24 protein-coding genes are annotated in these 26,186 nt (G+C 56.7%); 13 read left to right on the top strand and 11 right to left on the bottom strand.

Going from position 1 to position 26,186, the window contains the following annotated elements; translation table 11 throughout:
- The first annotated feature begins 81 nt into the window (after positions 1-81).
- A complete protein-coding gene (locus tag ACO06L_RS18605; protein ID WP_064226926.1) occupies positions 82-915 on the top strand; it encodes an outer membrane protein assembly factor BamD in 834 nt (277 codons plus the stop codon).
- Positions 916-975: 60 nt separating this feature from the next.
- Here ACO06L_RS18605 and ACO06L_RS18600 read toward each other — a convergent pair whose 3' ends face one another.
- Entirely contained in the window at positions 976-2,646 is a 1,671-nt protein-coding gene (locus ACO06L_RS18600) for an NAD+ synthase (RefSeq protein ID WP_202348050.1), read from the bottom strand.
- Between the two features lie 93 nt (positions 2,647-2,739).
- On the opposite strand from ACO06L_RS18600, the gene ACO06L_RS18595 reads away from it, so the two are divergent.
- From ACO06L_RS18595 to ACO06L_RS18550, 10 genes are all read left to right on the top strand, one after another.
- Entirely contained in the window at positions 2,740-4,395 is a 1,656-nt protein-coding gene (locus ACO06L_RS18595; RefSeq protein WP_064226924.1) for a sensor histidine kinase, read from the top strand.
- Between the two features lie 56 nt (positions 4,396-4,451).
- Positions 4,452-5,840, top strand: a complete 1,389-nt coding sequence (locus ACO06L_RS18590; RefSeq protein WP_202348051.1) for a sigma-54-dependent transcriptional regulator — start codon at positions 4,452-4,454, stop codon at positions 5,838-5,840.
- Between the two features lie 119 nt (positions 5,841-5,959).
- The gene (locus ACO06L_RS18585) at positions 5,960-6,532 is read left to right on the top strand and encodes a GspH/FimT family pseudopilin (protein WP_202348052.1); all 573 of its coding nucleotides are present in this window, start codon (positions 5,960-5,962) and stop codon (positions 6,530-6,532) included.
- A gap of 163 nt (positions 6,533-6,695) precedes the next feature.
- Complete coding sequence (locus ACO06L_RS18580; protein ID WP_082905125.1) at positions 6,696-7,178, top strand: GspH/FimT family pseudopilin; 483 nt, start codon at positions 6,696-6,698, stop codon at positions 7,176-7,178.
- The gene (pilV, locus tag ACO06L_RS18575) at positions 7,175-7,666 is read left to right on the top strand and encodes a type IV pilus modification protein PilV (protein WP_192875803.1); all 492 of its coding nucleotides are present in this window, start codon (positions 7,175-7,177) and stop codon (positions 7,664-7,666) included. Before ACO06L_RS18580 ends, pilV begins: the two co-directional genes overlap by 4 nt.
- The gene (locus tag ACO06L_RS18570) at positions 7,663-8,787 is read left to right on the top strand and encodes a PilW family protein (RefSeq protein WP_202348053.1); all 1,125 of its coding nucleotides are present in this window, start codon (positions 7,663-7,665) and stop codon (positions 8,785-8,787) included. The genes pilV and ACO06L_RS18570 overlap by 4 nt, the downstream gene beginning before the upstream one ends.
- Positions 8,787-9,296, top strand: a complete 510-nt coding sequence (locus ACO06L_RS18565) for a pilus assembly PilX family protein (protein ID WP_064226920.1) — start codon at positions 8,787-8,789, stop codon at positions 9,294-9,296. Before ACO06L_RS18570 ends, ACO06L_RS18565 begins: the two co-directional genes overlap by 1 nt.
- 65 nt (positions 9,297-9,361) lie before the next feature.
- Positions 9,362-12,859 (top strand): pilus assembly protein, encoded by a 3,498-nt coding sequence (locus ACO06L_RS18560; protein ID WP_202348055.1) that lies wholly within the window; start codon positions 9,362-9,364, stop codon positions 12,857-12,859.
- A gap of 31 nt (positions 12,860-12,890) precedes the next feature.
- Positions 12,891-13,256 carry a hypothetical protein gene (locus ACO06L_RS18555; protein ID WP_202348056.1) on the top strand — a complete coding sequence of 122 codons (366 nt, stop codon included), beginning with the start codon at positions 12,891-12,893 and terminating at the stop codon, positions 13,254-13,256.
- Positions 13,257-13,287: 31 nt separating this feature from the next.
- On the top strand, positions 13,288-13,719 hold the full coding sequence (locus ACO06L_RS18550) for a type IV pilin protein (protein ID WP_064230211.1): 432 nt from the start codon (positions 13,288-13,290) through the stop codon (positions 13,717-13,719).
- A 31-nt stretch (positions 13,720-13,750) separates the two neighbouring features.
- On the opposite strand, the gene ispH is transcribed toward ACO06L_RS18550, so the two are convergent.
- From ispH to murJ, 6 genes are all read right to left on the bottom strand, one after another.
- Entirely contained in the window at positions 13,751-14,704 is a 954-nt protein-coding gene (ispH, locus tag ACO06L_RS18545; protein ID WP_064230212.1) for a 4-hydroxy-3-methylbut-2-enyl diphosphate reductase, read from the bottom strand.
- A gap of 18 nt (positions 14,705-14,722) precedes the next feature.
- The gene (gene fkpB, locus ACO06L_RS18540) at positions 14,723-15,175 is read right to left on the bottom strand and encodes an FKBP-type peptidyl-prolyl cis-trans isomerase (RefSeq protein ID WP_064230213.1); all 453 of its coding nucleotides are present in this window, start codon (positions 15,173-15,175) and stop codon (positions 14,723-14,725) included.
- A 5-nt stretch (positions 15,176-15,180) separates the two neighbouring features.
- Positions 15,181-15,705: a signal peptidase II gene (lspA, locus tag ACO06L_RS18535; RefSeq protein WP_202348057.1), complete on the bottom strand. Its 525-nt coding sequence runs from the start codon at positions 15,703-15,705 to the stop codon at positions 15,181-15,183.
- Positions 15,705-18,524 carry an isoleucine--tRNA ligase gene (gene ileS / locus ACO06L_RS18530; protein ID WP_202348058.1) on the bottom strand — a complete coding sequence of 940 codons (2,820 nt, stop codon included), beginning with the start codon at positions 18,522-18,524 and terminating at the stop codon, positions 15,705-15,707. The genes lspA and ileS overlap by 1 nt, the downstream gene beginning before the upstream one ends.
- A gap of 74 nt (positions 18,525-18,598) precedes the next feature.
- Entirely contained in the window at positions 18,599-19,570 is a 972-nt protein-coding gene (gene ribF / locus ACO06L_RS18525) for a bifunctional riboflavin kinase/FAD synthetase (protein WP_202348059.1), read from the bottom strand.
- Positions 19,571-19,651: 81 nt separating this feature from the next.
- Positions 19,652-21,232: a murein biosynthesis integral membrane protein MurJ gene (gene murJ, locus ACO06L_RS18520; protein WP_202348060.1), complete on the bottom strand. Its 1,581-nt coding sequence runs from the start codon at positions 21,230-21,232 to the stop codon at positions 19,652-19,654.
- Between the two features lie 261 nt (positions 21,233-21,493).
- On the opposite strand from murJ, the gene rpsT reads away from it, so the two are divergent.
- Positions 21,494-21,763, top strand: coding sequence for a 30S ribosomal protein S20 (gene rpsT, locus ACO06L_RS18515; RefSeq protein WP_064230217.1), 270 nt, complete (start codon positions 21,494-21,496; stop codon positions 21,761-21,763).
- Positions 21,764-21,826: 63 nt separating this feature from the next.
- Here rpsT and proB read toward each other — a convergent pair whose 3' ends face one another.
- The 4 genes from proB to rplU all read right to left on the bottom strand — a co-directional run bounded on the left by proB (position 21,827) and on the right by rplU (position 24,934).
- The gene (proB, locus tag ACO06L_RS18510) at positions 21,827-22,951 is read right to left on the bottom strand and encodes a glutamate 5-kinase (protein ID WP_202348061.1); all 1,125 of its coding nucleotides are present in this window, start codon (positions 22,949-22,951) and stop codon (positions 21,827-21,829) included.
- 36 nt (positions 22,952-22,987) lie between these two features.
- Entirely contained in the window at positions 22,988-24,181 is a 1,194-nt protein-coding gene (cgtA, locus tag ACO06L_RS18505) for an Obg family GTPase CgtA (protein ID WP_202348062.1), read from the bottom strand.
- Between the two features lie 144 nt (positions 24,182-24,325).
- Positions 24,326-24,586 (bottom strand): 50S ribosomal protein L27, encoded by a 261-nt coding sequence (gene rpmA / locus ACO06L_RS18500; RefSeq protein ID WP_064230220.1) that lies wholly within the window; start codon positions 24,584-24,586, stop codon positions 24,326-24,328.
- A gap of 36 nt (positions 24,587-24,622) precedes the next feature.
- A complete protein-coding gene (rplU, locus tag ACO06L_RS18495; protein WP_008170744.1) occupies positions 24,623-24,934 on the bottom strand; it encodes a 50S ribosomal protein L21 in 312 nt (103 codons plus the stop codon).
- 243 nt (positions 24,935-25,177) lie between these two features.
- Between rplU and ispB the strand changes: the two genes are divergently transcribed.
- Entirely contained in the window at positions 25,178-26,146 is a 969-nt protein-coding gene (ispB, locus tag ACO06L_RS18490; protein ID WP_064230221.1) for an octaprenyl diphosphate synthase, read from the top strand.
- The last annotated feature ends 40 nt before the right edge of the window (positions 26,147-26,186 follow it).

The raw sequence follows: 26,186 nt of genomic DNA, 5'->3' as shown, positions 1-26,186 counted from the left end.
GAGGCATTGCTCTGCACATGGAGCCACTTCCCCGCTACAATGACTGCCCTTGAATTAATCGACATTATACGGGATTCCGGAATGAGATCAGGTCTTCGTTTGCTGCTACTTTCCACACTGGTTGTTCTGGTCAGTGCCTGCGCCTCCAACAAGCAGGAGGAAGTACTTCCGGAGAAGACCTACTATGAGAATGCCCGCCAGGCCATGACCTCTGGGAATTTCAACGAAGCAGAGGAGAACCTGGATGCCCTGGAAACCTACTACCCCTTTGGGCGCTATGCGGAACAGGCCCAGCTCGACCTGATTTATGCCCGCTATCAGAACCTGGACCTTGAAGGTTCCCGTGCTGCCGCCGACCGTTTTTTGCGCCTTAACCCGCAAAGCGACCACGCGGACTATGCACTCTATATGCGCGGCCTCGCCTCCTATAATCTGGACATCGGGCTTGCCGCGCGCTACTTCCCGATTGATGTAGCGGCGCGCGATCCTGGCGAGCAGTTGCAGTCTTTCCGTGACTTTTCTGAACTTCTGAACCGCTATCCGGACAGTCAATACGTCGCGGATGCCCGCCAGCGGATGATCGCGGTGCGCAATCGCATGGCCGAGCTGGAACTATACGCGGCCCGCTATTACGTCAAACGCCAAGCCTATGTGGCGGCCAACAACCGGGCACGATACATCATCGAGAATTATCCGACCGCAACGGTTACTGAAGAGGCCCTGGTTATCCTGGCAGAAACCTTTCGCTTCCTGGATCTGAAAAAAGGTTCACAGGACGCAGTCGCCATGCTCCGCACCAATTTCCCGGAAAGCGATGCATTCAATGACAACGGTGAGTTTGAGGTGGATCTGCTGAAGGGAGAAAACCGCTCACTGACGAACGTTGTTACCTTCGGTTTGATGGGCGACGAGTAAGGGCTCAAACAGCTGAAATTGGGGTCAGATGAAAAGTTCATCTGACCCCGAATACTTCAACTATTTGCCACTCTTCCAGCCGTTGGTAATCGGATAGCGCCGGTCCTTGCCAAACCCTCTCTCGGTAATTCGCACGCCAATCGGCGCCTGTCGACGTTTGTACTCGTTAATATCCACCAGGCGGATTACCCGCTCGACGTCGACCCGCTCAAAACCCTCCGCAACGATCGCATCGGCACTGAAATCCCGCTCTACATACAGATTCAGTATCTGATCCAGCACATCGTAGCCGGGCAGGCTGTCTTCATCTTTCTGGTCCGGCGCCAGTTCTGCCGACGGCGGCCGGGTAATCACACGCTCGGGGATCACTTCTCCCTCCGAAAGCATGTTGCGGTATTTGGCCAGACGGAATACCAGGGTTTTGGGCACATCCTTGAGCACATCAAAGCCGCCAGCCATATCGCCATAAAGCGTTGAATAGCCCACCGCCATCTCACTCTTGTTCCCGGTGGTCAGCACCAGTGAACCGAACTTGTTGGACAGGGACATGAGCAGAACACCACGGAGACGCGCCTGCAGGTTTTCCTCGGTTGTGTCCGGCGTGGTGCCCTCGAAAGGCGCGGCCAGGGTTTCCATGAAGGCGTCGTACATGGGCTCAATGGAGAACACATCGTACTGAACACCGAGAGCCACAGCCTCAGCTTCAGCATCCTCAAGGCTCATGCTGGAGGTGTAGCGAAACGGCATCATCACCGCGCGTACCCGATCCTTGCCCAGTGCATCGACGGCAACCGCCAGAGTCACGGCCGAGTCGATACCGCCTGAAAGCCCCAGAACCACCGATTTGAATCCGTTCTTGTTGACGTAATCCCGAACACCGGTCACCAACGCGCTGTAGACATTGGCCTCCAGCGTAGGCTCTCCCGGCAACGGCTGGGATACCGGCTGACAATGGTGCTCGCACAGAAAGTCGACCGGGTACAACCCCTCACCAAACTGCGGGGCCTCTGCAGTCAGCACTCCGGAATGGTCGAACACCATGGAACCCCCATCAAAAACCAGCTCGTCCTGACCACCCACCAGGTTCACGTACACGATACTGACCAGATTCTCCCGGGACTTCCGCTCAAGCAACGCCTTCCGACGGGCCTGTTTATCGATATCATAGGGCGAGGCATTGAGGTTCAGGATCAGACGGGCGCCTGCAGCGGCGCAGTCTTCCACCGGCCCTTCCTTCCAGAGATCCTCACACACGGTAATTCCCACCGGAACGCCCCGGATATCCAGAGTCAGGACATCCCGGCCCTCGGCAAAGTAACGCTTCTCGTCGAAGACCTGATAGTTGGGCGGGAACCGCTTGAAATACCGACCAGTAATTTCACCGCCGTCGATGACCACCGCCGCGTTATACAGGAGCGCGCCATGACGAAGGGGAGCACCGATAACGATCACCGGATCCAGTTTTTCCGCCTGCAGCTTTTCCAGCGCCTCGTTTACGCGAACTTCCATGCTGGGCCTCAAGAGCAAATCTTCAGGCGGATAGCCGGTCAGGCAAAGCTCAGGGAACACCACCACGTCCGCCTGATGCTCGGACGATGCCCGGCGGGCTGCGTCCAAAACCAGCTCGGTATTGCCAGGAATATCTCCTACCAGAAAATCCAGCTGGGCCATCACCACCCGCAGTTTTCTGGCAGACACCCCGGTTGCTGCCTGGTTTCCGGACACGGACATAAATCGGCTCCTGTAACTCATTGCCATGAAAAGGCTATTATAACCCGGCATAGGCGTGGATTTCTTCCGACCAACAGCGGATTCCTGTAAATCATGGCAGCAGATACACCAGTACGATCGGCCGAAGCGCTCGGCCAGGCCCCTTCGACACCGTCCGGTATGCAACAGGCAAAGCTGTTCAGGATCTACAACCACTACCGACTGGTGGTGAGCCTGATGCTGGTGGCACTGTTATTTGTGGATCCCGTTAATTTCGACATGCGGTTCCGGCTGCTGGATTACTACCAGGCGGGCGTCTCCGCTTACCTGGGCCTGAACGCCTTCATTGCCCTGCTTCTGGTGGCCGGCTTTCACCCCAGCCAGCGCCATATAACGCTTTCGATCCTGCTGGACATTCTCATCATGCACGGCCTGCTGCTTGCCAGTACAGGCATTACCAACGGGCTGGCCAACCTGGTTATTGTGTCTGTCGCGGCGGGCAACATCCTTACCCCGAGTCGCATGGGAACCTTCTACGCGGCTCTGGCTGCAATCTGTTCCCTGGGCATATCCGGATGGGCCGTGCTGGCGCTGGGTGAGTCCGCCGACGATATCGTCCGGGCCGGCTCACTGGGCATACTTTATTTTGCGGCAGCTTTCGTCCTGCAAAGCATCTCTCGGCGAATGATGCGCAGCGAGGCTCTGGCTAGTAGCCGGGCTCGCAGCATTGCCGAATTGGAGCAGATCAATCAGCAGATTATCCAGCGCATGCGTACCGGCATACTCGTACTGGACCGTTTCGGCCAGATCCGCGTTGCCAACGCCGCCGCCGAAGAGCTTTTATACGGCGCACCCAAAACCTCGGTACCGATTAACCAGCGCGCAAACGTGTTACCCAAACCCCTCAAGCAGGGTCTGGATGCATGGCTCAAGGACCCTACACTGCGAATTGAGCCGTTTCAGCCCTCACCGACCTCGCCGTTGCTGCAGGCCAATTTCACCCAGCTGGACCAGGAGCGGGGCGACCAGATTCTTGTGTTTATTGAGGACATGAGCAAAGTCACCCAACAGGCCCAGCAGATGAAACTGGCATCGCTGGGCCGACTGACGGCCGGCATCGCCCATGAAATCCGCAATCCGCTAGGCGCAATCAGTCACGCGGCCCAACTGATGGAAGAATCCCCCAACCTCGAACCCGGCGACCGCCAGATGCTGGAGATCATCCGACGCCACTCCCGACGGGTGAATGGAATTATCGAAAACGTTCTTGATCTTTCCAGGCGCCGGGCCGCCAATGCGGACCTGATCGAAGTGGCTCCCTGGCTTCAGGAATTTCGGGAAGACTTCCTGCAAACGCAGGACGATGACTGCACCACAGCCAACATCGTTCTGAAAATCGATCCGCAACTGCCACCGGCCCGATTCGACAGAAGCCAGATTGAACAGGTGATGGTGAATCTTTGCGACAACGGTTTACGCTACAGTGAACAACACTCGGGACAGCGAAAGATCGGCATTCATGCCGGTGCAACCGAAGATGGCGAGCGGGCCTATATCGATGTCCGTGACCAGGGGCCAGGCATTGCACCCGAGCACAGAAACTCTGTGTTCGAACCCTTTTTTACCACAGACAAGACCGGAACTGGGCTCGGGCTTTATCTGGCACGGGAACTGTGCGAGGCTAATCAGGCCCATCTTTCGCTGGTAGAAGATAACAAACCCGGCTGCTGTTTTCGCATTACATTTGCTCATCCGGGGCGGATGATCTGAACCGGCGCAGGCGGATATCGGGCGCTTGAACAACGACATGGAACCGACGACACAAGATGACCACATACACAGCGCTGATCGTTGATGATGAACCGGACATCCGGGAGTTGCTTGAGATCACCCTCACCCGGATGGGCATAACAACCCTCACGGCACCCGACCTCACCAGCGCCCGGAAATTGCTGAAACAGAACACCACCCACCTCTGCCTGACCGACATGAACCTGCCAGACGGGAACGGCATCGAACTCGTGCAGTGGATTCAGAAACATTCGCCCGCCACGCCGGTCGCCGTGATTACAGCCTACGGCAATATGGACACCGCGATTGAATCGCTTAAAGCCGGGGCTTTTGATTTCGTGTCCAAACCGGTGGAGCTACCCCGACTAAGGGAACTGGTCAATAGCGCCCTCAAACTCGCTGAGCCCAAGCCGGACGCGGAAGATACAGTCGACGAGCCAGGCCTGCTACTGGGTAAGTCGCCGGAGATTCGCAAACTCCGAAACCAGACCCGAAAACTGGCCCGAAGCCAAGCCCCCGTGTTTATCAGTGGCGAGTCTGGCAGCGGCAAGGAATTGGTAGCCAGAATGATCCATCTGCAGGGTCCCCGCCGCGAAGGACCATTCATCGCTGTTAACTGCGGTGCGATTCCCTCGGAACTGATGGAAAGCGAATTCTTCGGCCACAAGAAAGGCAGCTTTACCGGGGCCGTGGAGAACAAAGACGGCCTGTTCCGCTCTGCCAACGGCGGCACCCTATTCCTTGATGAAGTGGCAGACCTGCCCCTGGCCATGCAGGTGAAACTGCTCCGCGCCATACAGGAAAAAGCCGTGCGACCGGTTGGCGATACCAAGGAAGTGCCTGTAGACATCCGGGTATTGAGCGCCACCCACAAGAACCTGCCGGAACTGGTTCAGGAGGGCAGTTTTCGCCAGGATCTTTTCTACCGGATTAACGTGATCGAACTCGCAGTCCCACCCCTGAGAGAGCGTCCGGATGATATTCCGCTGCTCTCGAACCATATTCTTGAACGGATCGCGAAAGAGTATGAGTGCGACCCTGCCTCGTTAACGCCAGCGGCAGTCGAGCGGCTGAGCGGCTATGACTTCCCTGGCAACGTTCGAGAACTGGAGAATGTATTGGAACGAGCTTTTACCTTATGTGACGCTGACCAGATAGACGCGGATGATCTTCATCTTGGGAATGGAGTACAGCATGCGGCCTCCGCAACCCAGATTATTGCCGAAGGCCAGGCTGGCGTGGGAGAGAGCATTGCTGTGCCTGATGGAGAAATCGATCTGGAAGGGTATCTGGAAAAAATTGAGCGACAGGCTATCGAGAAGGCGCTAGAGGCGACTCGGTGGAATAAGACAGCAGCCGCGAAAAGGCTCGGGATTAGTTTCAGGGCGCTTCGTTATCGACTTAAAAAACTCGGTATGGAATAAATAGTATTTCACAGGCCTCGATTGGACCTTAACTCAATAAAGCCTACGTTCACGAAGGTAACATCCTGCTTTTCACAGGAAGTGAAAAGCGCCTCGCAAACCGACACGGAAGTCAAAACATGCAGATCTATATCAAAACCAGGGGATTTACTCTGGTGGAGCTAATCGTCACCCTAACTCTGGTTGCCCTCCTGGCAGGCCTTGCCCACACTTCCTGGACACAATTGCTGGTCTCAAATCGCCATAGGGATCTTACTCAAGACATTCAGCGCATGTTCGCCATGGCTCGATCCCATGCCGTTCATAGCAAAACGTTGACGACTATATGCCCCCTATCGCAAAAGCGCAGATGCACCGATGATTGGACATTACCAGTCGCCGTTTTCCCGGATCGCAACAACGACAAGCGGCCCGACAATGACCACGTTCACCATATCTTCAAGCTACACAATGGGCACTCCAACGTATATTCCCGGACGGCTGGAAGAGGCTACTTTCAACTAGCAGCGGATGCCATGAGCCACGGTACTATGGGCAGTTTGATTGCCTGCTCCCGACAAGCCGATGGGGGAATTCAGATGAGTTATCTAGCGCTGAATATCGGGGGCAGAATTCGCGTGGTCCATGACGATGACGGCGACGGAGAAATTCGTCTTCCCTGGGGCGCGAATGTTGCTTGCCCGAATCCGTGAACGCCTGCCAGAGCAATCCGTTAACACCTGAAAACGTGATCCCCATCACGAAACTGCCAGCAGAAGACCATTTATTCCAGATCTTGAACCGCTTGTCGCGCGGGTAGTGAATACAACCAACACCTTTGGTTAACTAGAATGGAGCTCACTGACAGGACATGGCATGTTGAAGAAAGATGAGGGTTTTACGCTTATCGAACTGTTGATCACGATGGTCATCCTCGTGATTATTGCAACGGTCGCGATTCCGGGCTTTGGTCGTTTGATTGAAAGCAACAGGCTGATGACGGGTACTAACCTTCTTGCCTCATCGATAAAGCTTGCACGAGCAGAAGCCATCAAACGCGGCACTAATGTCACATTTAGTACCGATGGCGGACTTGAGACGGGATGGTGCGTGCATGCCGGCGATGCGGGGGGTGACTGTGCCAACGATCAGATCCGCCGCTTCGAAGCCCCAGATGACCTCACCTTTACAGAGACAACTGGCGACCTGGTCTTCGACAGGCGTGGCTTTTTAGTTCCCCAAAATGCCCAGACCTTCACAGTAGCCCCGAATGGGTGCGCCTCCGGCGACATAACGTTCCGTACCTTACGTATCAGCCCTGTCGGAAGAACTGAAATAGAAGATGGAGTATGCCCGTGACCCCAGTAACACCCCTGATGATGCTGAAACGGCAACAACATCCATTTTGCATTACTAGCCAACGCGGACTGGGTTTGATCGAGATCCTGATTACCGTGCTCATTCTAGGTATCGGCATTCTCGGCGTGGCATCGACACAGGTCGTTTCTCTCCAGATGAACACCCAATCACAGAGCAGGAGCCAGGCGGTTCTGTTGGCAGAAGATCTGTTCGACCGTATTCGAGCTAATCCTGACACGCCGAATGACTACGCACTGGCACAGGGAGATGCACAAGGGGCAAACAATGGTGGATGTGCCACGTCCTTCGTACCCGCTAACGCAACGGTAGCAGCCAATGACATTGCTGCCTGGGAAAACAGCCTGGCCTGCCTGCTGCCGGAAGCTACTCGCGCGGTTACAGTCAACGGCAACGTTGTCACGGTCACCATTGATTGGGACCAGAACGACGCGAACATGAATCCTGTTGTAGTGAGGACCCAGATTTGAGCACTTCATCATCAATCCAGACTCGGCAGCTATTCGTCTCGGCGCAATCGGGCCTTTCTTTGGTTGAGCTTCTGATCGCAACGGCCCTTGGCCTTATCCTGACACTCGGAGTTACCCAAATATACCTGAGCGGAAATGAAACCTATCGCCAGACTCAGGGGCTGGCTCATGCCCAGGAAAGCACACGATTCGTGTCCGCCATCATGGCACCGGACCTTCGTTCGGCGGGTAGTTTTGGCTGCCTGGCCGAGATGGGAAGGCCCCTGGACCAGGTTGTTGACAACCGCCTCAACGGCGGCCTGACAGTTCCGCTTGCTCAGGCTCTTCAAGGATGGGAGTACAATAATACCGGACCAGGCGACAATGTAACTCTGGCTGGCGCGATGGCGACACCAGGTGCGGGCAACTGGGCATCAGGTACGGCAGGAGCAAACTTGCCGGCCAACCTTGCTGGTTCTGTGTTGACGAATTCGGATGTCATCGTTGTCAATTCGATGGCCCCTATAGGCGTACCAGTGAATCCCGCGAATCCACAAATCGGCAACAGCATCAGGTTGAGCGACAACTCCGGTGTCCCGGTCAACAGGGTGGTGCTCGCGACGCGCGGAGACTGCGCGGCCGGAGAGCTTTTTCAAAAAGCCAACGCCGAAAATTCCCAGTCAATCGTTATGGCAGGTGGAAACGTAAATCCCGGCAATAACGGTAATAATTTCAACCTAACATACGACCCGCAAACCCGAGTTTACGAGTTCACTTCAACCGCTTACTACATAGGTCAGGGCACGAACGGGGAGCCTGCGCTGTTCCGTCGTCTACTGACGCCGCTTGAGGCACCGCAAGAAATGGTTTCAGGCGTTGAAACACTGCAGATCCTCTACGGCGTCGACACCGCAGGAACAAATGCAGCCGACGACTACCTTCCTGCCGACCAGATCGCCAACTGGAACACGGTCGTGAGTGTGCGTTTCTCGGTAATGACCCGGAGCCAGGATGAGGTACTGGACGAACCAAATAATCGGAACTTCGACATGCTTGGGAGCCAAGTTGCGCAAGCTAACAACGGGGATCGTCGAGTGAGACTGGTGTCCGTCGGAACAACCGCGATCCGGGGGAGAATGTGATGGCAAGTTTCCAGAACCTTTTCAGTGCACCCAAAGCGAACCATCCATCTCATCGTGAGCGTGGAGCCACGCTCATCGTGGCACTGGTTATGCTGCTTCTGATCTCATTGCTGGCTGTCGGCGGTATGCAAGGTTCGATCATGCAGGAGCGCATGGCGAGCAATGCCCACGATGGATCAATTTCCTTTCAGGCCGCAGAAACTGCCTTGAGACAGGGTGAGGCCGATATTCTGAACACCTTGGCAACTCGTCAGGCAGCGACTGTAACCGCAAGGCTGACAACGGCCTGGGATTGGGATGGTGCAAACCCAGCCCCATCAGGCAATGGCAATGTCGGCATTCAAGTGAATTCCGAGCCAGTTTACCACCAGGCACGTTTGGCGGATGTTTGCTCTATCGATCCAACGGAACCGTGTTTTGAGCGCTTCCAGATTACGAGCCGGGCTGAAGGTGGCAGTGCAGAAGCCATTACAGTTCTTCAGTCAACCGCGCTGCTGCCTCCAGAATGACCGTTGCGCGGGAGCGAACCCATAGGCACTTTTTTGATTTATTTCTCCCAACAGGAGGAGATGTTATGAAAATTACCAGCCCTCGTTTTTCCAGGCGCGTGAGCAAGATTGGACATGCCGCTCTGGCCTTTGCTCTGTCCGCGGGGACAATGAATGCCGCCGTCGCCAATGTGAACCTTGCTTCCGCGCCGGTTTTTCTCAAAGAATCCGTGGATCCGAACCTGGTTTTCGTCTTCGATGATTCTGGGTCGATGGGCTGGGAATATATGCCTGACAGTGTCGGTTCCGACTTGGGGCTTTACATCGATAACAATGGCCCGTTTACCTACCGCGATGGAAACGGCAACTTCCGATCCATTAATATTCGGAATTATTGGTACTATAGTAGCGCTGTCAATACCGTCTATTACGATCCGAACATAACCTACCGCCCACCATTCAAACCGGACGGAACTGGTCGACGGCCGGATTCGAACTTCAGTAGTGCCTGGGTCAATGGGTACTCCCAATCCGGTTCGATCGACTTGGCCAACAGGTACCAGACATCACGTTTCGATTTTCGCAATGGCGCTTTTTACTACCAGTTCAATTCATCCGCCTCGTGCGATACCAACCCAAAGGACAACAGTTGCTACTCTCTGGTTTTCCTGGCGAACGAAAGCGCTGAACAACAACAGAACTTTGCAAACTGGTTTTCGTATTACCGGCTCCGATACTTTGCATCACGTGCCGGTATCAGTGAGGCCTTCTTTGATCTCCCCGAGAATATCCGGGTTGGATACGGTGCAATAAACTCCAACAACAACACTATTGATGGAGTTACAGGTGACACACTCATCAGTGGCGTTCGGCCGTTTAACACAAACCGCCGGGAACAATTCCTGGATTGGCTGCAAACCAAGAACGTATCGGGTGGAACACCGCTGCGGACGGCTCTGAAAGATGTTGGCACATACTACTCGCGAACAGACAACCCCGGCCCCTGGGGGAATACACCAGGTACCAACGACACCAACTCGCATGTGGAATGTCGTCCGAGCTACGCCATTTTGATGACGGACGGCATCTGGAACGGAAGCAACCCCTCTGTCGGAAACTCCGACGGGACACCTGGGCCTTCCCATACCAATCCAGACCCCACCGGGAGCGATTTCGACTATAAAGCCGTGTCCCCATTCAGCGATGGTCACTCTAACACTCTGGCAGACGTTGCCATGGAGTACTGGAAAAACGACCTCCGCCCCGATCTGGACGATAAGGTGCCGACGGCAGGGATTGATGAGGCGTTTTGGCAGCACATGACGACTTTCACCATCGGGTTGGGTGTCGAGGGCTCCGTCAGCGAGTCAGATGCCTTTGCTGCAATTAGCAATGGAAACACCATCAATTGGCCGCAACCCTTTTCGGATGCAGGCTCACAGAACATTGATGATTTGCTCCACGCAGCGGTTAATGGACGTGGAGGATTCGCTAGCGCCCAGAATCCGGATGAGTTTTCACGAGAAATCTCCGGGTTTCTTGACACGGTAATCGCACGAGCAGAAACCTCATCATCCGCTGCTGCGGTGAGCTCTGCGGTACTGAGAACCGATTCCGCTGGCTTCTTCGCAGGCTTCCGCAGCGAGGATTGGTCAGGCACCTTAATCGGCTTCAACTTCGATTCAGGATCCCAGATTTGGGATGCTGAAGAACAGTTGCGCCAGACTCTGCCAGCCAACCGTAACATCTTTACTTTTAATGGCAGTAAGGCAGTTGCGCTCAAGGACATTCAGGATCTTTCCGCAGCTCAGATCACGGCGCTGAATGCAGACCCAGAGAACCCTGGCCAGCTAGACAACCTTGGCAGCGACAGGATCAGCTGGCTTCGAGGTGCCGCCAACGTTCACCCGACTTTCCGAGATCGCAGCTTCACTAACGAATCCGGCACAACGGTCCGCCGCTTGCTCGGCGATATCGTGAACGCAAATCCGCTCTTCGTCGGCAACCCCAACTATGGATTCCGTCGCTTACCTGGCAATGAGGGTACAAGTTATGGGGCGTTCCGTTCCTCTACAGACTATCAAAGCCGAACCAAAGCACTGTATGTCGCTGCAAACGACGGCATGCTGCATGCTTTCGACAGTGAAACCGGTGACGAGCTGTTTGCGTTCATGCCGGGTGAGCTCCTACGCCCGGGACCCGGCAAAACCCATGCACAAATTTCCTCCCTTATCGAATCGGATTACGACCACCGCTACTTCGTAGATGGTACGCCGACGGCCCTCGATGCCTACGTTGACATCAATGGCTCAAGCCAATGGAGAACAATCTTGGTAGGGACTATGGGTGCCGGTGGACGCAGTGTCTTCGCCATTGATATCACGGACCCAACCGCTGTAACCGAAAATAGCGTCCTTTGGGAATTCAGTCATCCAGACTTGGGGTATGGCGTCAGTAATGCTGAAATAGCACGCCTTCCCAACGGCGAGTGGGCGGCTGTATTCGGCAATGGCTACAACGGTACTGATGATTCTGCCAGCCTATTCGTCGTTCGCCTTTCGGATGGAGCGCTTCTCAAGCAGTTTGAGACCGGTGTAGGTGGGAGCGGCAATTCGAACGGCCTTGCGGCACCGGTCCTGACCAGCTTTCCCGACGGCGGCGCCATTTCCCAGTATGCGTATGCCGGCGACCTAAAAGGTAACATCTGGCGATTCAGCTTCGTTGAGAAGCAAGTCAGTTCCTGGTCGGTTACGAAGCTGTTCACAGCTACTGATCAATCCGGAACTCCTCAACCTATTACCTCAGCGCCTCGCCTGACCGTAAACCCGTCTGATCTTGACGAACTGATACTTACCTTCGGAACGGGCAGTTTTATACAAACCGGCGATGATACAACAGACCAGATTCAGAGCCTCTACGCAATCAGGGACGATCTCAATCAGTCTGGGCTTGATCGCGGCGACTTACTTGAACAAACCATTACCTCCCAAAACGGTGTGCAGGTCGCTCGTACTGATGGAACGGGCAACAACAGCTATATCGTTCGGGAAACCTCCAGTAACGTGCTGACATCCGAGCAAGGCTGGTATCTCGACCTAATCTACAACTCTCAGAAAACGGGTGAACGAGTAGTCAGTCGATCCAGTTATCCGTTCGGCATTTTCCCGGATCGGGTTCGATTCAGCACCTTGATACCAGATTCAAACCCTTGCGGGAGTGGCCGGACCGGCTTCATTATGGATCTTAATCTCATTTCCGGCGCGGCTCCGACTGATCCAGTCTTCGATCTCGACAGTGATGGCGAGTTCACTACGGGAGATCTAGTCGGCTCTGGTGGTTCCGGTGGTTCAGGCGGCGGTTCCGGCGGCGGCGGTGGCGGCGGTGGCGGCGGTGGCGGCGGCGACGCTCCCAGCGGCATCAATATTGGCCAAGGCGCCGAGGTCCGGACTATAACCGAGGGCGATACAGAAGCATTCATCACTGATCCCAACAAGATCGACAGCGGTGATCCCTGCAAGACAGCACTCTGTGGCAAGGCCTTGGAAAACAACATTGGTAGGCAAACCTGGGAGCAGCTCCGCTAGGAGCTGCCCATCTAACTTAAAGGTAATTGCTATGCGTGATTCAGAATCCAAACACAGCAAATTCGTATTGGTGCTGTCAATGACTCTGGCCGCCCTCTTTTTCGCTGGGCCTTCCATTGCTGAGAGGACGATTCAAACCCCTGTCGTAGTCGGCGCTGGCGAGAGTAATCTCGGCGAACTGGCCGGGGTGGTAAACCGAGTGTCGGAAGATGGGCGAGCAGTGGTTATTGACGACCAGCTTGCTGAGCTCGCCGCTGTAGTGAGGTTCAACGGCGCGTTCTGGTCCAGAGAGAGATTGGTTAAGGAGCTGGATGAAGGGCAAAAGATCTATTTTGAGGTGGATCCTGAGGCCAAGGGGAAAACGCTACGCATCATCTCAATTCGGTCCCGAGATTGACGATTTTATTTCGATTGAACGAGGCTTGTTAATGCAACGAATTCAGGATGTCAGATCAATTTCACCCAGCGCAAATCGAGGTTTCACACTTATTGAGCTGGTGATCGTCGTCGCGATTATCGGCATTATTGCAGTCATCGCGTTTCCACTGTATCAAAACCAAGTAGAGCAAACCCGGCGCACCACGGCCCAAGCCGACCTGCTGGAACTGAGCCAGTGGATGGAACGACGTTACTCGAACGGATTCGATTACCGGGACGCTGGTGCCAATCCTGCGCTTCCCTTTACCCAATCACCCCAGGAGGGAACGGCCTTCTACAACATAAGTTTCGTTGGGAACGCGACTAGGGATACGTACACTCTTCAAGCAGTACCTACCGCCGCGCAAGCCAATGACGATTGTGGCACGTTAACGCTGGATGAGCAGGGCAATCGGGGGGCAGCGATAGCTAATTGCTGGTAGCAGTCCCAACTCGGAATCGATGCTGGAGAGTTCAGCTAAGATCTACTGCATCGATTCTGAGTTCACGCGGCATAGAAAACACAATATTCTCCTCACGCCCGGCAATCTCCTCCGGAACGCTGCCACCCAGATCCCTGAGGCGGGCAATCACATCATTGACCAGCACTTCAGGTGCCGAGGCGCCGGCGGTAACGCCAACCGAAGTCTTCCCTTCCAGCCAGGCGGCATCGATCTGGGAAGCCTCATCGATAAGATAGGCTGGCGTGCCCATTCGCTCTGCCAGCTCACGCAGGCGGTTTGAGTTGGAGCTGTTCGGCGAACCTACCACCAGCATCAGGTCACAGTCGCCAGCCAGCTGCTTGACGGCGTCCTGGCGGTTCTGGGTGGCGTAGCAGATATCGTCCTTGCGCGGGCCCTGAATGTCCGGGAACTTTGCACGGAGGGCGTCGATGACCCGGGCGGTATCGTCCATGGACAGAGTGGTCTGGGTCACGTAGGACAGCTTTGCGGGGTCTTTCACTTCAAGGTTGGCCACATCGTCCTCGTTCTCCACGAGGTAAATCTCGCCACCATTGCTGTGGTCGTACTGTCCCATGGTGCCTTCCACTTCCGGGTGGCCGTGGTGGCCGATCAGTACGCATTCCCGGCCATCGCGGCTGTAGCGCATGACTTCCAGGTGGACTTTGGTGACCAGCGGGCAGGTGGCGTCGAACACTTTCAGGCCACGGCGGGCGGCTTCATTCTGCACCGCCTGGGAGACGCCATGGGCGCTGAAGATAACCAGCTTGTCGTCTGGCACCTCGTCCAGCTCGTCCACGAAAATGGCGCCACGGTTGCGGAGGTTATCCACCACAAATTTATTGTGGACCACCTCGTGCCTTACGTAGATGGGCGCTCCGAACACGTCCAGCGCCCGGTTTACAATTTCAATGGCGCGGTCCACGCCGGCACAAAAACCTCGGGGATTGGCGAGTCGGATCTGCATATCAACCTGCTGCTCTGGTTAGTGGGCCGGGCCGACCGGCTCCACATCAATGATTTCTACTTCAAATGTCAGTGTACGCCCTGCCAGGGGGTGATTGAAATCCACCTCCACTTCGTCACCTTCTACGCGGCTGACAACACCCGGCAGCTCACTCTGGCGCGCATCGGCGAAGGAGATCATCACACCGGGCTCCAGCACCATATCAGGGCTGAACTCGTGGCGCTTGAAGGTCTGGACGTTATTCGGGTTGTGCTGACCAAAGGCTTTCTCGGGCGGCACCTGGAAGCTGTCCTTTTCCCCCGCCTTCATGCCCATCAGATAGGCTTCAAAGTTTTCCGGCAAATTGTCATCGCCGATTTCCAGGGAAGCCGGCTCTTTCTCAAAGGTCGAGTCAATCACTTCGCCATCCGGGAACTTCAGGGCAAAATGGAGCTTCACCCGGGTACCCTTGTCGACAGGCAGTTCATTCATAAGAGTTACTCACTCCTTTCAGCATTCCCGTCCGAATCGGCGGGTTTGCGGAACATATCAAGTATCATCATGGCGGCACCGATGGTGATCGCGGTGTCGGCCAGGTTGAAGGCGGGAAAGTGCCAGTCCTGCCAGTAAAAGTGCAGGAAGTCGACCACGTAGCCGTGCACCACCCGATCGTAGACGTTGCCAAGGGCGCCGCCGAGTATCAGTACGATGGCAATGGCGGTCCAGGTCTCATGACGCTGCAGGTTTTTCAGCCAGTAGATCAGTACCACGCTGACCACCAGCGCCAGAGTTACAAAGAACCAGCGTTGCCAGCCAGCAGCTTCGGCCAGGAAGCTGAACGCTGCTCCGGTGTTGTGGAGCAGCGTCAGATTGAACATGGGTATGACCGGTACAGGGTCGCCATAGGTCAGCATAGCGGTGGCCATGGCCTTGGTGCCGAGATCCAGAACGATCACCAGTACCGCCAGCCAAAGCCACTTCAGTTTGCTTCCGATGACCTGCTCCGTCATGGTCGCGTCCATCAGGCGTAGGCGCGGGCTTCGCCGGGCCCTTCCACGTTGGTCACACAGCGACCACAGAGATCGTCGTACTTGGCATTACGGCCGACGTCTTCCCGGTGGTGCCAGCAGCGCTCGCACTTGGTGTGAGCGGCGGGCGTCACCTTCACGCGGAGACCTTCATGGGAGGTCATTTCCGCATCGCCCGCTCCTGAAACCGGTTTGACACTGGCCTCGGAAGTAATCAGAACAAACCGCAGCTCCTCACCCAGGTGCTTCAGATCGGCAGCCAGGTCGCCTTCGCAGAACAGAGTCACCTCGGCACTGAGCGAACCTTTGATTTCACCCCGAGCCCGGGCTTCCTCAAGGCACTTGTTGACGGCCTCTTTCACACTGTACATCTCGCGCCAGTAGTCGCGGCCGAACTCTGCGTTGTCCGGCAGCGCAGTGAGGCCTTCGTACCAGGTTTCATAGAACACGGTATCGCTGCGCTTACCCGGCAGATGCTGCCAGATTTCATCAGCGGTGAAGCTGAGAATCGGGGCGATCCAGCGAACCAGGGCTTCGGCCACATGGTACTGGGCCGTCTGACAGGAACGACGCGCCAGACTGTCGGCCTGGGTGGTGTACTGGCGATCCTTGATGATATCCAGATAGAAGCCGCCCAGGGTGGCTTCACAGAAGTTGTACACCTTCTGGTAAATCCGCAGGAAGGCGTAGTTGCCATAGTCCTCATGCAGTTCTTCCTGCAATTGCAGGGCACGGTCCACCATCCAGCGATCCAGCGCGATCATGTCTTCCGGCGCGACCATATGCTGCTCCGGATCGAATCCGGTCAGGTTGCTCAGCAGGAAGCGGGAGGTGTTCCGGATCCGGCGGTAACCATCGGCGGTCTGGCGCAGGATGTCCTTGGACACGGTCATTTCGCCGCTGTAGTCGGTTGCGGCCACCCACAAGCGCAGGATGTCGGCGCCCAGCTCGTTCATGACTTCCTGGGGCGCGATGACGTTGCCCAGGGATTTGGACATCTTGTGGCCCTTGCCATCGACGGTAAAGCCGTGGGTCAGAACCTGCCTGTAAGGCGCCACGCCATTCATGGCAATGGAGGTCTTCAGGGACGACTGGAACCAGCCACGGTGCTGGTCTGAGCCTTCGAGGTACATATCCGCCGGGAACTGGCCCAGTTCCTCGCGAACCCGCAGGACCGACTCGTGGGTGACACCGGAATCGAACCAGACATCCAGGGTATCCGTCACCTTCTCGTACTGTTCGGCATCACTGCCCAACAGGGAAGACGCATCCAGCTCGTACCAGGCGTCGATACCGCCCTCCTCGATCTGCTGGGCCACCTTTTCGATCAGGTTCTGGGTGTCCGGGTGCAGTTCCTGGGTTTCCTTATGGATAAACAGGGTGATGGGCACGCCCCAGGTCCGCTGCCGGGAGATGCACCAGTCCGGAGACTGGTTGAACATGGCTTCGATACGGTTCTTACCCCAGGAAGGCACCCAGCGCACACCCTGGATAGCTTCAAGAGCATCAGCGCGCAGGTTTTCCTTGTCCATGCTGATAAACCACTGGGGCGTTGCCCGGTAGATCAGCGGGGTCTTGGTACGCCAGCAATGGGGATAGCTGTGCCGGAACTTCTCGGAGCGGACCAGTTTGCCTTCGCGCTCGAGCGCACTGCAAACTGGCTCATCCGCCTTGTAAACATGCACACCTGCCAGCTCACCGGCGGCCGAGGTGTAGGTACCATCCGCCTGAACCAGATTGATGGTGCCGATGTCGTAGGCCTTGCCCACCTCAAAGTCTTCCATACCGTGATCGGGCGCGGTATGAACAGCGCCGGTACCGGCATCGGTAGACACGTGATCACCCAGGATGACCGGCACCTGCTTGTCGTAGATCGGATGCTGGAGAACCAGGTTTTCCAGGGCTGCACCAGAGCAGGTTGCCAGCACTTCGTAGCTCTCGACCTGCCAGCGCGCCATGATGCCATCGACCATGTCGGCGGCCAGAATCATGCGCTCAGGTCCCTGCCCGACATCGGCCTGCACCAGTGCGTAGTCCAGATCCGCATTGAGGGAAACGGCCTGGTTAGCCGGAATGGTCCAAGGCGTAGTGGTCCAGATCACAACGGACACATCGCCACTGCCATTATCAGTGCCGAACAGTGTCAGGGCTTTTGCCTGATCAACCGCGGTAAAGCGCACGTCGATCTGGGTAGAGGTTTTGTCCTGGTATTCAACCTCGGCTTCTGCCAGTGCGGACTGACCTACCACACTCCAGTAAACCGGCTTGTAACCACGCACCAGGTGACCCTTGGCGACAATCTTGCCCAGGGCACGAACGATACCCGCCTCAACCCTGGGATCCATGGTCAGGTAGGGCTTGTCCCACTCCCCCATGACACCCAGACGGATAAAATCGGCCTTCTGACCGGCGATCTGCTTGGTGGCATAGTCCCGGCACGCCTGGCGAAAGGTCTTGTAATCCACCTTCACACCGGCTTTGCCAATTTCCTGCTCCACCTTGTGTTCGATGGGCAGACCATGGCAGTCCCAGCCCGGCACGTAAGGCGCGTCGTAGCCCATGAAACTGCGGGACTTGACGATCATGTCCTTGAGAATCTTGTTGACCGCATGACCAATGTGAATGCTGCCGTTGGCGTAGGGAGGGCCATCATGGAGGATGAACTTTTCCCGCCCTTCACGCTGCTTGCGCAGGTTGCCGTAGACGTCGAGATCCTGCCAGCGCTTGAGCATTTCCGGCTCGCGCTTGGCCAGGTTGCCGCGCATGGGGAAGGCGGTTTCCGGCAGATTCAGGGTGTGCTTGTAGTCGCTCATGGTTTGTGTGCGTACTCTTTTGGTCTTGGTCAGTTTTGGTCAGTCGTTTATTCGTTGGGGCGCAGCCGGGCGTTTCAATCCGCGCTTTTCACAGCGCCGTTTTCGGCAATCCACGCCCGGGCATGCTCGAAATCCCGGGCAATCTGATCTTTCAGCTCATCCACGGAACCGAATTTTTCCTCGTCCCGCAGGCCGTGACGGAATACCACTTCCAGATGCTGGCCATAAAGTGTGCCAGCAAAGTCAAACAGGTGCACTTCCAGTGAAGGCCGCTTGCCGTCAACGGTCGGGCGTACACCGATATTGGCAACGCCATCGAATCGGGAGCCGTCATCCAGGGTGGCGGCCACCACATAGACACCGCGCAGGGCCGGCGTTCTGTGCAGCAAAATATTCGCAGTCGGTGCGCCAATCTGGCGCCCCAGTTGACGGCCATACACGACCCGGCCCCGGATTCGATAGGGGTGGCCAAGAAGCGATTCAGCCTTCTCAAGTCCATTCACCGTCAGCAAGTCCCGAACCCGGGTACTGCTCACCCGTTCTCCGCCTACCGTCACTGTAAGGGTATTTTCAACGGTAAACCCGGCGTCGTTGCCAACCTTCTCGAGAAGTGCGAAATCGCCCGCACGATCACAGCCAAAACGGAAATCGTCTCCCACCACCAGATGCCGGACAGCCAGCCCCTGAATAAGGACATCGTCAATAAAACCCATGGCCGAATAGCTGCGAAACGCCTGATTGAAGCGCAGGCACAGCACAATATCGATGCCTTCCGCCAGCAGGGCCTCGAACTTCTGACGAAATCCCATCAGCCTGGGTGGCGCTTCTTTGCCCTGAAAAAACTCCCGGGGTTGAGGCTCGAAAATCATCACCACCGAGGGCACACCCAGAGCTTCAGCCTTTCTTTTGACCTGATCAATAATGGTCTTGTGCCCAAGATGCACACCGTCGAAGTTACCAATGGTGGCGACACACCCGTTGGCGAGCGGCGAGTCCTCCCGACGGGAAAGCATTTTCAGGTTGGTCAGGCCCCGGATCAGACGCATGCAATGCGAACCTTCAATTGCCAGCTAGCTTTCAGCGCTCACTTTTACCGCAACGCTGGTGAGAAAACGCGCGATTATACCTTACCTGTGGCGGAAATGTCTTACCCGAACCCCGGCCAGCGCCAGTGCAACAAAGTAGACGGCTACGCCGGCCCCCACCAGCAACCCCATATCCGCCGCCCGCTGATAACCGCCGTTTGCCAGCCACACCGACACCGGGTCGTTGAGCCAGACAATGATGGCCGCAAGCGCACCGTTGGCAAACAGCAGCTGCCCCAGGAAACGGGGCCAGCCGGGCTGACTCTGCCAGGCCCCCTCCTTCCGCAGTCCGCGCCAAAGAAGATAGCCATTCAACCAGGCCGATATGGAGGTGGCCAGCGCGAGACCGGCGTGAGCCAGCGGAAAAATGAGAATCAGGTTAAACACCATGTTTGCCACCATGGCAATGATGCCGATCTTGACCGGCGTTCTGGTGTCTTCTCTTGCGAAAAACCCCGGGGCCAGAACCTTGATCAGCATGAACGCCAGCAAACCGGCGGAATAGGCCCTCAAGCTCTGGGCCGACATGGCCACATCCCGGTCAGTTACCGCGCCATAGTGAAACAGTGTGGCAATCAGCGGCTCGGCCAACAGCGCAAGCGCCAGGGCGGCCGGCAAACCGATCAACAGAACCGCCCGAACCGCCCAGTCGAGGGTGGCCGCGAACTGGTCCGCTGACGCCGTGGCGTGTTTGCGGGAAAGGCTCGGCAGGATTACCGTGGCAATGGCTATGCCGAACACCCCAAGGGGAAGTTCCGACAACCGGTCAGAGTAATACAGCCAGGACACGCTGCCGGTCTGAAGAAAGGACGCCAGAACCGTATCAAGCAACAGGTTGATCTGGCTGACCGACACCCCGAACAGCGCAGGCGCCATCAGCTTGAGAATCCGGCTGACGCCTTCGTGGCGATAATCCACCCGAGGCCGCGGCAACAGGCCCAACCGCATCAGAAACGGCAACTGGAAAAACAACTGCAGAGCGCCGGCAATGAAAACACCCCAGGCCAGAGCCATCACCGGCTCATCCATCAGCGGCGTCAACCAGATGGCCGCCGCAATCATCGCCAGGTTCAGGAGAACCGGGGTAAACGCTGGCACGGCGAAGCGATCATAACTATTGAGGATGCCGCCCGCGAAAGCGGTCAGCGAGATCAGCAACAGGTACGGAAAGGTGATGCGCAACATATCGCTGGTAAGCGCAAATTTCACATCATCATCCAGGAAGCCAGGGGCAAAAACCGCCGTCAGAACCGGCGCCCCGAGAATGGCCACCAGCGTGACGCCCAACAGCACCAAACCGAGGGAGCCTGCCACAGCATTGACCAGCCGCTGGACGTCCGAGAGTGACTGATTCTCCCGATAGGATGAGAGTACCGGCACAAAAGCCTGGGAGAAGGCGCCTTCAGCAAATAGCCGGCGCAGGAAATTCGGGATCTTGAACGCAACGAAAAAGGCATCCGCCCCGGCACCGGCGCCGAAATAGCGGGCGATGACCATATCCCGAACCAGACCCAACACCCGGGACAGCATGGTCATGATACCCACAAGCCCCGACGACCTGAGCAGGCCGGGCGCCCTGGGCAATTGCTTCTGTTCAGGCGTTGATTCAGGTTCCGACGACATGCAGGCCCTTGTCTGGCATTCTGGACATCCTTTTGGCGCGGGTATTTCGGGAATTACTAGCTTCCCGGTTCAGTCCGTGGTCAGTGAGCCGCGAGTTTACCACAGGCCTTCTGTGTCGGGGGATGAAATGGGTTTTAGCCTTGACATTTGGAGGTTTGAGCGGCATAGTTCCGCGTCATTTATTTCGACGCGCTGGTTTTGGCGCGCCCGCGATGTAACGAATCATTCAGCAACGAATTTGAGATTTTCAGGAGTTTTACGGTGGCAAATTCCCCGCAAGCCAAGAAGCGCGCACGTCAGAACGAGAAGAACCGCAAGCACAATGCAAGCCTGCGTTCCATGGCTCGTACTTACATGAAAAAGGTTCAATCCAAGATCGAATCCGGCAACTACGAAGAAGCCCAGGCCGCTTTCCAGCAGGCTCAGCCGATTCTGGACAGCATGGTTAACAAAGGCATCTTCGCGAAGAACAAGGTTGCTCGTAGCAAGAGCCGCCTTAGCGCCAGGATCAAGGCCCTGAAGAGCGCATAAGTCGCTAGACTCAGGCATAAAAAAACCGGCCGTTTGGCCGGTTTTTTTATGGGCGAGCGATCATCACACAATCACCAGATTGTCGCGGTGGATCATCTCCTCACCCGACATATAGCCAAGAATTTCGGTAATCCGGTCACTGGACCGGCCAGCAATGGCCCTGGCCTCATCGGCGTCGTAATTCACCAGCCCCCGGGCAATTTCACGGCCACTTTGATCGAAACAGGACACCATCTCCCCACGCCGGAACTGCCCTGAAACCCCTTTAACGCCCACCGGGAGAAGACTGCGCCCACCAAGACAGAGCACTTTTACGGCGCCGTCATCCAATGTCAGCCTGCCACGAGTCTGCAGATGACTGGCGAGCCACTGCTTTCGCGCAGCAATTCGACCCTGCTCCGGCAACAACAGAGTGCCGATCACGTCACCCTGCCTCAACCGGCCAATCACATCTTCAATGCGGCCACCTACAATGACGGTGAAAGCCCCCGAACGGGCAGCAAGCCGGGCAGCCCGCAACTTGGTCTGCATACCGCCACGACCAAGAACACCGGCGCCACCTCCGGCCATGGCATCCAACTCGCGATCTCCGGCCCGACGCTCGGTCACCAGGCGGGCATCCGCATGCTTCCTCGGATCCTTGTCAAACAAGCCCAGTTGGTCAGTCAGGATAATCAGGCCATCGGCCTCAATCAGATTGGCAACCAGCGCGCCCAGGGTGTCGTTATCGCCAAACCGGATCTCGTCGGTGACCACGGTGTCGTTTTCATTAACGATTGGCACCACACCAAAGTTCAGCAAGGCGCGGAGGGTGCCACGGCCGTTAAGGTAACGCTTGCGGTCCGACAGGTCGTCATGGGTGAGCAGAATCTGGGCGGTATGGATGTTATGCAGCTTGAACTGAGCCTCCCAGGTCTGCACCAACCCCATCTGACCGACGGCTGCCGCCGCCTGAAGCTCATGGAGCTGCTCCGGCCTGACGGTCCAGCCAAGCCGACTCATCCCTTCGGCTACCGAGCCAGAGGAGACAACAACCACCTCAACGCCGTCTTCGATCAGCTCTGCGATCTGATCCACCCATAAACCGAGAGCAGCCACGTCCAGGCCACGGCCGTCGTTGGTCAGCAAGGCGCTTCCGATCTTGATAACCAGGCGGCGGGCCTGGCGCAGCTGTAGGCGTTCAGTCATGGTACGTGAGCAATCTCTCTGGTGTCAGTCCTGCTTTTACTCTGGGGCGTAGACCACTTCGACGTCGTAATCATCATCGTCAAAGTCGTCGTCATCGTCTTCTTCACGGGCCGCGCGCCGGGCCTGGCGCTCGGCTTCAATACGGGCGCGAGCCTCGTCGTCCATCTGCCGGCGTCGCTGCGCTTCCCGCTCGGCAAATTCCGGATTCTGGGCTTCTTCTTCGGCCTGCTCTTCAATCCAGCGCATGACAGCCTGAGCCAGGGATTTGGTGCCCTCGCCGCTGAGCGCGGAAATCCGGAACACCGGCCCTTGCCACCCGAGCTCATCGATGATCGCCTGACAATGGGCATCGCGGTCTTCCTCGGCCACCATGTCCACTTTGTTCAGCACCAGCCACCTTGGGCGGTTGGCGAGGGTTTCACTGAATTTCTCCAGCTCATGCTCGATCGCTCTTACCGCATCGGCGGGCGACGAGCCATCGTATGGCGCCACATCCACAAGATGCAGTAGCAGCCGGGTACGAACAAGATGCTTCAGGAAGCGGATACCCAGGCCCGCACCTTCGGCGGCACCTTCAATCAAACCGGGAATATCGGCAATCACGAAACTCTGGTGCGCCTGAACGCTGACCACACCAAGATTGGGCACCAGCGTGGTAAATGGATAGTCCGCGACTTTCGGGCGGGCCGCCGATACCGAACGGATGAAGGTAGACTTGCCGGCATTGGGCATACCCAGCAGCCCCACATCTGCCAGCACCTTCAGCTCCAGCCTCAGGTTACGCAGCTCGCCCTCAGAGCCTTTGGTAGTCTGGCGCGGGGCGCGATTCACCGACGATTTGAAACGGGTGTTGCCAAGACCGTGAAACCCGCCCTGAGCCACCTTAAGGCGCTGGCCGGCATGGGTCAGATCGCCCAGAACCTCATGGGTGTCCATATCGACCACCGTGGTACCGACCGGAACAGGCAGAACCAGGTCCTCGCCTTTATTGCCGGTACAGTTGCGGCCGGAGCCTGGCTCGCCATTCTGGGCCTTGTGTTTGCGCTGGAACCGGTAGTCGATCAGCGTGTTCAACGACTCCTCGGCTTCCAGATACACGGAACCACCATCGCCCCCGTCGCCACCATCGGGGCCACCCTTGGGAACGTATTTTTCACGCCGGAAGCTTAGGCAGCCGTGACCGCCCTTGCCGGCTTCCACAATGATGGTGGCTTCGTCTACGAATTTCATGAATCAACCCTTTGCGCCATGCGCATAAACTAAAAAGCCCCGCAGCCTCTAGGAAGCTTTGCGGGGCTCCGGATGGCTCTGAACACCTGATAATATCAGGATATCAGCGCCACCCAAGGTTCGACAGAACCGGATCGCCGCTGCTTACGCAGCCGGAACGATGCTCACGAACTTACGGCTCTGCGGGCCTTTGACTTCGAACTTCACCTGACCTTCCGCTTTCGCGAACAGGGTGTGGTCCTTGCCAATGCCAACGTTGCTACCAGCGTGGAAACGAGTGCCACGCTGACGAATGATGATGCTGCCTGCAGATACGGTCTCACCGCCATAGCGCTTCACACCAAGTCGTTTCGACTCGGAATCGCGACCGTTACGGGTACTACCTGCTGCCTTTTTATGAGCCATTACCAGCCTCCTTATTTAAGGGGTAATTCGAGAGCCTCAGCCCTTGATACCCGTGATCTTGACTTCAGTAAACCACTGACGGTGGCCCTGACGCTTCATGTGGTGCTTACGACGACGGAACTTGATGATCTGAACCTTGTCGTGACGGCCGTGGCTAACCACTTCCGCTGTCACTTTGGCACCATCAACAACCGGCGCGCCTACCTGAACTTTGTCGCCGTCGGCGATCAGCAGAACGCGATCGAACTCAACGTTGCCACCGGTTTCAACTTCCAGCTTTTCCAGCTTCAGGGTTTCGCCTTCCTTTACACGGTGCTGCTTACCACCGCTAACAATAACTGCGTACATTCACTCGTTCTCCACGATTGACCCATCCCTGCTCTTATCCACCTGGTTCTAAGGGAGGCGCTCTGGCGACCCTATAGCAGGGAGCGCAGGTTGGGATGAGTTGGGCGCGTGATTGTACGAAAAGACGCACCGCAACACAAGCCAAGTTGACACTACCTTCGGCAATACCTAGCATTGCCGCGACCTGCCTTTAATATCAACGATCGTAACGACGATAACACCAGCAAGGGATCCACAAGCCGCATGACAGCCCAGCGCATTTACGACACCGTGGCCGACGACTTCAGCCGCGTTAATGATCTGATCATCCAGCGGCTTTCCTCAGATGTTCCCCTGGTGGAGAAAATTGCCCAGTACATCATTGAAAGCGGCGGCAAGCGCTTGAGACCGTTGCTGGTTCTGCTTTCCAGCCAGGCCGCCGGCTACGAGGAAAACGACCATCTCAAGCTCGCCGCCGTGATCGAATTCCTGCACACCGCCACCCTGCTACACGACGATGTAGTGGACACCTCAGACATGCGCCGGGGCCGGAGCACCGCCAACGCCCGCTGGGGCAACGCGCCAAGCGTTCTGGTAGGTGATTTCCTCTACGCCCGTGCTTTCGAGATGATGGTGGAGCTGAAAAGCCTGCGCATAATGGACGTCCTGTCCCATGCCACGGCGGTAATCGCTGAAGGCGAGGTCATGCAGCTGATGAACGTGAAAAACCCGGACCTCACGGAAGACCAGTACATGAAGGTCATCCACAACAAGACCGCCATGCTGTTCGAAGCCGCCTCTCACACCGGCGCCCTGCTCGCCGCTGCCGGTGAGGAGCAGGAACTGGGGCTGAAAGACTACGGCAAGCACCTGGGCCTTGCTTTCCAGCTGGTTGACGATGTGCTGGATTACCGGGGCGATGCCGAAGCCATGGGCAAGAATGTCGGCGACGACCTGGCTGAAGGCAAAACTACTCTACCCCTGATCCACGCCATGACCCACGGGACCGAGGACGAGCGGCAGCTTATCCGTCAGGCGATCCGAAAAGGCGGCCTGGATGATCTGCCCCGCATCCTCGATATCGTTGAGCGCTCAGGTGCGATCGAATACACCATGACCAAGGCCCGGGAGCAGGCCGCGTTGGCCGCCGGCTGCCTGAAATGCCTTCCCGAATCGGCGCACAAGGAAGCGATGGTATTGCTGACTGACATTGCGGTTGCGCGGGTTAGCTAGTGAGCCTTTTCGCTAGCGGTTTGTCGGATTACGGCTTCGC

This window comes from Marinobacter sp. (assembly GCF_965229985.1).
Classification (GTDB): Bacteria; Pseudomonadota; Gammaproteobacteria; order Pseudomonadales; family Oleiphilaceae; genus Marinobacter.
The sequence above is the reverse complement of the archived record's forward strand: the minus strand, read 5'-3'. Positions and strand labels throughout refer to the sequence as shown.

Coding starts and splice junctions, on each gene's coding strand:
- ACO06L_RS18560 (WP_202348055.1), top strand. CDS start 9,362: ATGAAAATTACCAGCCCTCGTTTTTCCAGGCGCGTGAGCAAGATTGGA.
- ACO06L_RS18580 (WP_082905125.1), top strand. CDS start 6,696: ATGTTGAAGAAAGATGAGGGTTTTACGCTTATCGAACTGTTGATCACG.
- cgtA (WP_202348062.1), bottom strand. CDS start 24,181: ATGAAATTCGTAGACGAAGCCACCATCATTGTGGAAGCCGGCAAGGGC.
- fkpB (WP_064230213.1), bottom strand. CDS start 15,175: ATGAATGAACTGCCTGTCGACAAGGGTACCCGGGTGAAGCTCCATTTT.
- ACO06L_RS18600 (WP_202348050.1), bottom strand. CDS start 2,646: ATGTCCGTGTCCGGAAACCAGGCAGCAACCGGGGTGTCTGCCAGAAAA.
- ACO06L_RS18550 (WP_064230211.1), top strand. CDS start 13,288: ATGCAACGAATTCAGGATGTCAGATCAATTTCACCCAGCGCAAATCGA.
- rpmA (WP_064230220.1), bottom strand. CDS start 24,586: ATGGCTCATAAAAAGGCAGCAGGTAGTACCCGTAACGGTCGCGATTCC.
- ACO06L_RS18585 (WP_202348052.1), top strand. CDS start 5,960: ATGCAGATCTATATCAAAACCAGGGGATTTACTCTGGTGGAGCTAATC.
- ACO06L_RS18595 (WP_064226924.1), top strand. CDS start 2,740: ATGGCAGCAGATACACCAGTACGATCGGCCGAAGCGCTCGGCCAGGCC.
- proB (WP_202348061.1), bottom strand. CDS start 22,951: ATGACTGAACGCCTACAGCTGCGCCAGGCCCGCCGCCTGGTTATCAAG.
- lspA (WP_202348057.1), bottom strand. CDS start 15,705: ATGGACGCGACCATGACGGAGCAGGTCATCGGAAGCAAACTGAAGTGG.
- ACO06L_RS18555 (WP_202348056.1), top strand. CDS start 12,891: ATGCGTGATTCAGAATCCAAACACAGCAAATTCGTATTGGTGCTGTCA.
- ACO06L_RS18565 (WP_064226920.1), top strand. CDS start 8,787: ATGGCAAGTTTCCAGAACCTTTTCAGTGCACCCAAAGCGAACCATCCA.
- murJ (WP_202348060.1), bottom strand. CDS start 21,232: ATGTCGTCGGAACCTGAATCAACGCCTGAACAGAAGCAATTGCCCAGG.
- rplU (WP_008170744.1), bottom strand. CDS start 24,934: ATGTACGCAGTTATTGTTAGCGGTGGTAAGCAGCACCGTGTAAAGGAA.
- ACO06L_RS18605 (WP_064226926.1), top strand. CDS start 82: ATGAGATCAGGTCTTCGTTTGCTGCTACTTTCCACACTGGTTGTTCTG.
- ispH (WP_064230212.1), bottom strand. CDS start 14,704: ATGCAGATCCGACTCGCCAATCCCCGAGGTTTTTGTGCCGGCGTGGAC.
- ileS (WP_202348058.1), bottom strand. CDS start 18,524: ATGAGCGACTACAAGCACACCCTGAATCTGCCGGAAACCGCCTTCCCC.
- ACO06L_RS18590 (WP_202348051.1), top strand. CDS start 4,452: ATGACCACATACACAGCGCTGATCGTTGATGATGAACCGGACATCCGG.
- ispB (WP_064230221.1), top strand. CDS start 25,178: ATGACAGCCCAGCGCATTTACGACACCGTGGCCGACGACTTCAGCCGC.
- ribF (WP_202348059.1), bottom strand. CDS start 19,570: ATGCGTCTGATCCGGGGCCTGACCAACCTGAAAATGCTTTCCCGTCGG.